5 protein-coding genes and 1 pseudogene are annotated in these 6,928 nt (G+C 71.4%); all 6 read left to right on the forward strand.

What is annotated here, in order from left to right; translation table 11 throughout:
- Positions 1–105 precede the first annotated feature (105 nt).
- The gene (locus tag AOK23_RS26630; protein ID WP_055715169.1) at positions 106–1,359 is read left to right on the forward strand and encodes a GNAT family N-acetyltransferase; all 1,254 of its coding nucleotides are present in this window, start codon (positions 106–108) and stop codon (positions 1,357–1,359) included.
- A gap of 333 nt (positions 1,360–1,692) precedes the next feature.
- Positions 1,693–2,601 carry a winged helix-turn-helix domain-containing protein gene (locus AOK23_RS26635; protein WP_079049715.1) on the forward strand — a complete coding sequence of 303 codons (909 nt, stop codon included), beginning with the start codon at positions 1,693–1,695 and terminating at the stop codon, positions 2,599–2,601.
- A 29-nt stretch (positions 2,602–2,630) separates the two neighbouring features.
- Complete coding sequence (locus AOK23_RS26640; RefSeq protein WP_240496568.1) at positions 2,631–3,338, forward strand: HAD family hydrolase; 708 nt, start codon at positions 2,631–2,633, stop codon at positions 3,336–3,338.
- Between the two features lie 207 nt (positions 3,339–3,545).
- Positions 3,546–5,777: a phosphotransferase gene (locus AOK23_RS26645; protein ID WP_079049717.1), complete on the forward strand. Its 2,232-nt coding sequence runs from the start codon at positions 3,546–3,548 to the stop codon at positions 5,775–5,777.
- Positions 5,778–5,786: 9 nt separating this feature from the next.
- Complete coding sequence (locus AOK23_RS26650) at positions 5,787–6,395, forward strand: TetR/AcrR family transcriptional regulator (protein ID WP_055715172.1); 609 nt, start codon at positions 5,787–5,789, stop codon at positions 6,393–6,395.
- 80 nt (positions 6,396–6,475) lie between these two features.
- A pseudogene (locus AOK23_RS26655) lies at positions 6,476–6,928 on the forward strand (AAA family ATPase); the annotation flags it as partial.

Raw genomic sequence — 6,928 nt, forward strand, 5'->3', positions numbered from 1 at the left:
GACACACCCGCACCCGGCGACGCACAAGTCACCCCCGCACCCCCGTGGGCCGGCGCACGCGAAAACCCCGCGACAGTCGCTCCGAGCACCCCCTAGCGTGGGTTCATGAGCTCCTCCCAGGACATCGTCGTGCGTGCCATCACCGGGGACGACAAGGCCGATTGGATCCGCGCGCTGAACACCGGGTTCCTGCGGCCGCCGGAGACCTGGTCCGAGCAGGAGCTCAAGGACCGCACCGCGCACATCGTCCCGGCCCGTACGCTCGGCGCGTTCGACGGGGACCGCTGCGTCGCCACGTTCCGTTCGTTCCCGCAGCGGCTGACGGTCGTGGGCGGCGCCGCCGTCCCCGCCGACGCCATCTCGAACGTCACGGTCAGCCCCACGCATCGCCGCCGGGGCCTCCTGACCCGGATGATGGCCGAGGACCTCACCGCCGCGAAGCACCGCGGAGACGTCGTCGCCACGCTGATCGCCGCCGAGTACCCGATCTACGGCCGCTACGGCTTCGGCCCCGCCACGTGGACCACCGAGTGGACGATCGACGTGCCCCGCACCGGACTCGACGCCCGCTGGTCCGGCCCGGCCGACGGCGGCCGCATCGACCTCGTCGACGGGGCCGACGTACGCAAGCTGGGCCCGGAGCTGCACGAGCGACTGCGTCGCGCCCAGCCGGGTGCCGTGGACCGCGACGAGCGCTGGTGGCGGCTCAACACCGGTGAGCGGGGCATCGTCTCGTCGTGGACCGAGCCGTTCTACGCCGTGTACCGGTCGGCGGCCGGCGAGGTCCAGGGCCTCGTCTCGTACGAGTCGGACGACCACTGGCACGACAAGCAGCCGCACAACACGGCCGACGTCAACTGGCTGATCGCGACGACCCCGGCCGCCGAGCGCGCCCTGTGGCACTTCCTGTGCTCGATCGACTGGATCACCAAGGTCAAGACGGGCTGGCGGGCCCCCGACGACCTCCTCCCGCACTTCTTCCCCGACCCGCGCGCCGCGCGTGTCACCGCCCAGGCCGACTGGTTGTGGGTGCGGATCCTGGACGTCGTACGGGCGCTGGAGGCGCGGACGTACGCGGGCACCGGCACGCTGGTGCTGGAGATCGTCGACGGGGACGGGTTCGCGGCCGGGCGCTACCGGCTGGACGCCGGTCCGGACGGCGCGAGTTGTGTGCCGACGAGCGAGGACGGCGATCTGGTGCTGGACGTCGCGGACCTCGCCGCGCTGTGGCTGGGCGACGAGTCGGCGGTGCGGCTCGCCGCGCTCGGCCGGGTCGGGGAACAGCGGAAGGGCGCCGCCGCTGTCGCCGACGCCCTGCTGCGGACGTCCAGGCGCCCGTGGTGCCCGGACCTCTTCTGATGGCGGGTCCGCCGCTGGGACCCGGGAGTTGTCGTTCGACCTTTCCTCGGTGTGCGGGTGTGCTGCATCCGTAGCTATTCAGTTGTGGTTGTGGCTGCGCATTCAGTTGTGGCTGTGCCATTCAGTTGTGGCTGTGCGGACCGGTCGAACTCCCGGCTCCCCTCCGGAAGGGAGGTCGATCGGTCGGTCTGTGTGAGCCAGGTCACCAACAAGCTGAAAGTTTGACCATGTCAGCGAAGTTGGCGACCAACTCTTCCTTACTTATCTCCGCTTGGAGTCGTCTCATAACCACCTTCCCATGAACTGCCGGAAGATGGCGCGAAGTTGTAATGTTTGTTCGTGGAGCGGGAAGGTGCGGCCGTCGATCGACGGAAGTCGTCACAGCGGCCCCAGAGGTCACATCACGAGGTGGCCGACGCGTTGCGCCGCCGGATCAGGTCCGGCGAGCTGCGACCGGGACAGCGCATGCCCACCCAGGCCAAGCTCGCCGACGAGTTCGGTGTGGAGCGCGGTGCCGTTCGCCAGGCGCTGCGCATCCTCCAGTCGGAGCAGCTGCTCACCAACGTTTCCAAGGGAAGCCCCGCGACGGTGGCTCCGGACCTGGCAAAGACGTTCACCGGCGGCCCCGGAGCGCCACCGCGCCCCACCATGGTGGAACTCGCCCCGCGCATATCCGCCGCCTTCGCCGCCCCGCACGTGGTGATCGACGCGCTCTGTCTCACGGCGGTGTCCCTCACGCTCGCCGTGGGTGAGCCGTTGCGCGAGATTCACGCGGGACGCATCAAACCGGCCAGGGTCGACGTGCGGGTGCTGCTGCCGAGCCGGGACATCCCGCTCGCCTTCCCCGCGCCGGTCGACGCCTCGGTCGACGGCCGGCTGCAACGCCGCTGGCTCGCCCAGCGCAACGCCCAGGGTCAGGTGCTGCGGCACAACCTGCTGGCCCTGCGGTCCACGCACGGCATCGACGTCCGCGTCACGTTCCGGGCTCTGCCGTTCACCCCGCCGGTGAAGCTGTACCTCCTCAACGGCACGGAGGCCCTCATCGCGTACTACACGCTCATGAAGCGCGAGGAGCAGTTGGAGGGCGGCCCGCTGGAGATGTACGACGCGTTCGGGACCCAGTCGCTGCTGTTCTCGTTCGCGCGGGAGACCAGCCGGCGGGACGAGGCGTTCGTGGAGCAGTCCCAGCAGTGGTTCGACGCCCTCTGGGAAACCATCACCACGGACCTGACACTCTCCTAGTGACGCCTGATACGACGCAGACTGATGCGGTGACGGTTGAGACAGAGATCCTGCGTGAGCTGATCGCTCCTGTTCGTTACGTGGTGTTCGACTTCGACGGCCCGATCTGTCGGCTGTTCGCGGGCCACTCCGCGGAGCAGGTGGCGAAGGATCTGGTCGCGTGGCTGGAGGGGCAGGGACTGCACGGCCTGCTCACCGATGAGGAACGGGTCCACCCGGATCCGATGGTCGTGCTGTACGCCATCAACAGAAGGCGCCCGCGCAGCGATCTGGTCGCGGAGCTGGAGGAGAGGTTCACCCAGCTGGAGCTGAAGGCGGTCGCCTCCGCCATGCCCACCGCGTACGCCGATCCGCTCATCCGCACATGGTCGGCGCTCGGCAGCCGGCTCGCGGTGGCCACCAACAACTCCCCGCGCACCGTGGCCGATTACCTCGCCGGCCGGGGCCTGACGGGCTGCTTCAGCCGGCACATATACGGCCGGACGAGCGACCTCCACCTGCTGAAACCGGACCCCCACTGTCTGAACCGGGCGCTCGGCGCACTGGGCGCCACACCGTCCGCGGCCCTGATGATCGGCGACACCCCGACCGATCTGATCGCCGCCGAACGGGCGGGAGTGCCGTTCCTCGGCTACGCCCGTGACGAGGACAAGGGAAGACAGCTGCGGGACGCGGGCGCCCGGGTCGTCGTCCGATCGCTGGAGACCGTCCTCAAAGTGCTGCGGTCCCGGACGTAGGGCCTTCCGCGGGAACCGCGCCGCGCCCTCCCACCAGCCCCGCGGAACGGGGCACCCGGACGGAGGAGCCGAGCGCAAGTACTGAACGAGCCATTGGCCGGGTGGCGTGGGGCTCAGCCCATTACAGTGTCCCCACTCTCACTTTCGTCGCATGAACATCAGAGGCGACGCACGGCTGTTCAGGAGTGACCCTTGGATGGTCCACCCATGCCTGGTGCCCGGAGGACGGCGTACGACGACTTCGTGCGCCGTGCGGAAGCTCTGGGCCCGGCCGGCCGGGGCCATCACCATCTGAACCACACGGTGCGGACGCCGACCGAGGCCGACCGGCGGCTCCTGGGCTGCGAGGCCGGGCAGCCCGTCACCGTGCGCCGGCGCATCCGCTCCGCGCTGCCCGTGGTCGTGCGGACCTGGCAGGACGAGGCGGAGATCCTGCGGGCGGTCCACCGGTTCCTGCCGCACACACCGCGGTGTCTCGTCCGGCACCGGGACCTGACCGTCCTGACCCATGTGCCGGGCGTACCGCTGTCCGGCATCCACCCCGACGGCACTCCGCTGGACGCCCGGCTGATCCAGGGCCTCGCCGGGCTGCTGGCCGACATGACCCGGGTGCGCAGGAAGGACCTGCCCCCGCTGCCGCAGTCGTGGCCCCGGTCGAGCAGGGACAGCCGGGCCTTCCTGCGGGCGCTGGCCCTGGCGGCGGAGGAGCAGATCAGACGGCGCAACTGGGGCGGGTTCGGCGGGCTCTTCGCGACCCTGGGCATCCCCGACGACGCCCTGGTGCGGTTCGCCGAACGGGTGCCGACGATGACCAGCCGCCCGTTCAGCCTGCTCCACACCGATCTGCACCGCGACAACGTGATCGTGCCGTACGACGGCGATCCCCCGCTGGTCTGCGTCGACTGGGAGCTGGCGACCTACGGCGACCCGCTGCACGACCTCGCCACCCATCTCGTGCGCACCCGCTACCCGAGCGAGCAGTGGGCGCAGGTGACGGACGCGTGGGGCGAGGCCGTGGGCCGACGGCGGGTCGAGGCCGTCAACGGCCTCGACCGGGACCTCGGGCACTACCTCGCCTTCGAGCGGGCCCAGTCCGTCTACCCCGACGTCATGCGCGCGGCGACCTCGCTCGGCGACTCCTTCGACCAGCGCGCCCTGGACGAGGCGACCCGCGCGGTGCACCGGGCGCTGGTGGCGGCGGAGGAACCCCTGCGGCTGCGGCGCGTCCCCGACGAGCGCGCGATCGAGCGTGTCCTGTTCCGCTGGAACCTGTCCCACGGCCGACGGCACAGCCGGGAGCGGACGGTCTCCGCCGTCTCCTGGGAGCGCGACACGAGAGTGCCCGAGCACCCGGAGTTCCCCGCGTCGGCGGTACGGGAGGCGCTGTTCGAGGAGGGCGCGGCCTCCGCGGACCGGGTGTTCCGGGGGACGGCCCACCTCAGTACGGCCGTGTGCGTGTCCGGCTTCCCGCGTCCCGTGATGGTGCGGCGCAAGGTCGGCACGGCCGTGCCCCGGGAGCGCCGCTTCCTCTACGAGCACGCCGTCCTGCGGGCCGTCGAACGGTCCTGCCCGGGGGTGCGCGCCCCGCGGGTGCTGGCGCTGGGCACCAGCGCGCTCGGCGACCGGTTCACCATCCACTCCTACGAGGGGCCGACGGGAACGATCCGGCAGCCCGACCACCCGGTGCACGGCCTGCTGCCGCACGAGGCGGACGACCTCGTGGACCAGCTCGCCGAGTTGACCCGCGCGGAGTACGGGGAGCTGGACCGCAGCGCGTCCCTCGACGACTTCTACCCCCGCCTGTGCGACGAGCTGATCCGGATGGTCGCCGAACTCCCCAAGGAGACCATCGACCTCGCCCGGGAACTGGGACTGCCCGGCAGCGCCCGGCTGGGGGAACTCCTCCAGCGCCATCTGCTGGCCCCACGCCGCCCCGCCCTCCTGCACGGCGACCTCAACCCGTGGAACCTCGTACGGCGCGAGGACGGTGCCGGGCTCACCCTCATCGACTGGGAGATGGCGATGGTGGGCGACCCGCTCTACGACCTGGTCCGCCACATGCACCTCACCCCCACCCTCGCGGACATCCGCGAGCGGCTGTTCAACCGCTGGTCCCGGCTCCTGCCGGAGGAGTGCACCAAGGGCTGGAAGGACGACTGGCGGGTCTACCGCTGGATCGAGACGGTCCGCTCGGCCTACGTCGACCTCGACCGTCTCGTGACCGGCGACGGCCTGGAGGCGCCCAACGTGCGCCGGGCGGTGGACGGGTACGCCATGACCCTGACCGCCGCGACCGCGGGCCTGGGACTCCACGCCAGGTCGCACGCCTTCCACGGCGCCCGGGCCTCCCTGGACGCCCGCGCCCCTCTCGGTGCCCGGCCCTCGCTCGGCTCACGGCCCTCCCTCGGCGCCGGGTCCGAGGCCCGCGTGCCTGCGTAGGCTCGACCCATGAGTGAGACCGGCCTGCGGGAGCGCAAGAAGCGGCGGATGTACGAGACGGTGTCCGAGATCGCGATCGCGCTGTTCCTGGAGAAGGGCTTCGACGCGGTCTCCGTGGCCGAGATCGCCGCGGCCGCCGAGATCTCCAAGCCGACCCTCTTCCGCTACTTCCCGGCGAAGGAGGACCTCGTCCTGCACCTGATCGCCGACCACGAGACCGAGTCGGCGCGGGTCGTGGCGGGTCGGGCCGAGGGCGAGTCGGTGGTGGGGGCGCTGCGGGCCCACTTCCTGGCCGGGCTGGCCCGGCGCGACCCGGTCACCGGACTCAACGACCACCCGCGCGTCCTCGCCTTCCACCGGCTCCTCTACGGCACGCCGTCGCTGGTCGCCCGCATGTACGGCCATCTGGAGCGGTCCGAGGAGGCGCTCGCGGAGGCCCTCGGCGGCGGACTCGACGCGCGGGTGGCCGCCGGGCAGCTCGTCGCCGTACGACGGGTGCTGGCGATGGAGAACTGGCGGCGGATCGAGCGGGGGGAGCCGGTGGAGGAGATCGAGCGGGACGCCGTCGCGGCGGCCGAGCGCGTGTTCGGGCGGCTGGAGCGGACGCTGGTCGTGTGAGACGCGGGGTGGGGCTCCACGATCACTGAGTCTCGGTAAAAAATTTAACTCGGTTACGTTATTTCGGTACGCTCGGCGGAATGACGTCCACTCGTGCGCCCGAGAACCCGGCCGACCCGTCCCCCTCCCTGCGAAACGCCCTCGCCCGTGAACGCGCCCATCACGACGCCTGCCGCGCCGCCCTCGCCGCCATGGTGGAGGGTGCGGGGGAGCAGGTGGTGATCGGCGAGGACGTCTCCGCCTCGGGGGCCGACGCGGAGGTGCTCGGGTACCGGCTCCGCAGTCAGGCCAAGGCACTCCGGGAGCTGCCGGAGGGCCCGCTGTTCTTCGGGCGGCTCGACTTCGGGGACGACGGCCACGACGGCGAGCACGCCGGGCAGAGCTACCACCTCGGGCGGCTGCGGATCACCGAGCATCCGGGGTCACCGCCGCTGGTCGTGGACTGGCGTGCGCCGGTGGCCCGCGCCTTCTACCAGGCGAGCGCCGACGCACGGCCACGCCCCTCGGGTCGCCGGCGCTCGCCTGGTAGAAGG

Origin of the sequence: Streptomyces torulosus, assembly GCF_001419765.1 — a bacterium.
In the GTDB taxonomy this organism is placed as follows: Bacteria; Actinomycetota; Actinomycetes; order Streptomycetales; family Streptomycetaceae; genus Streptomyces; species Streptomyces torulosus.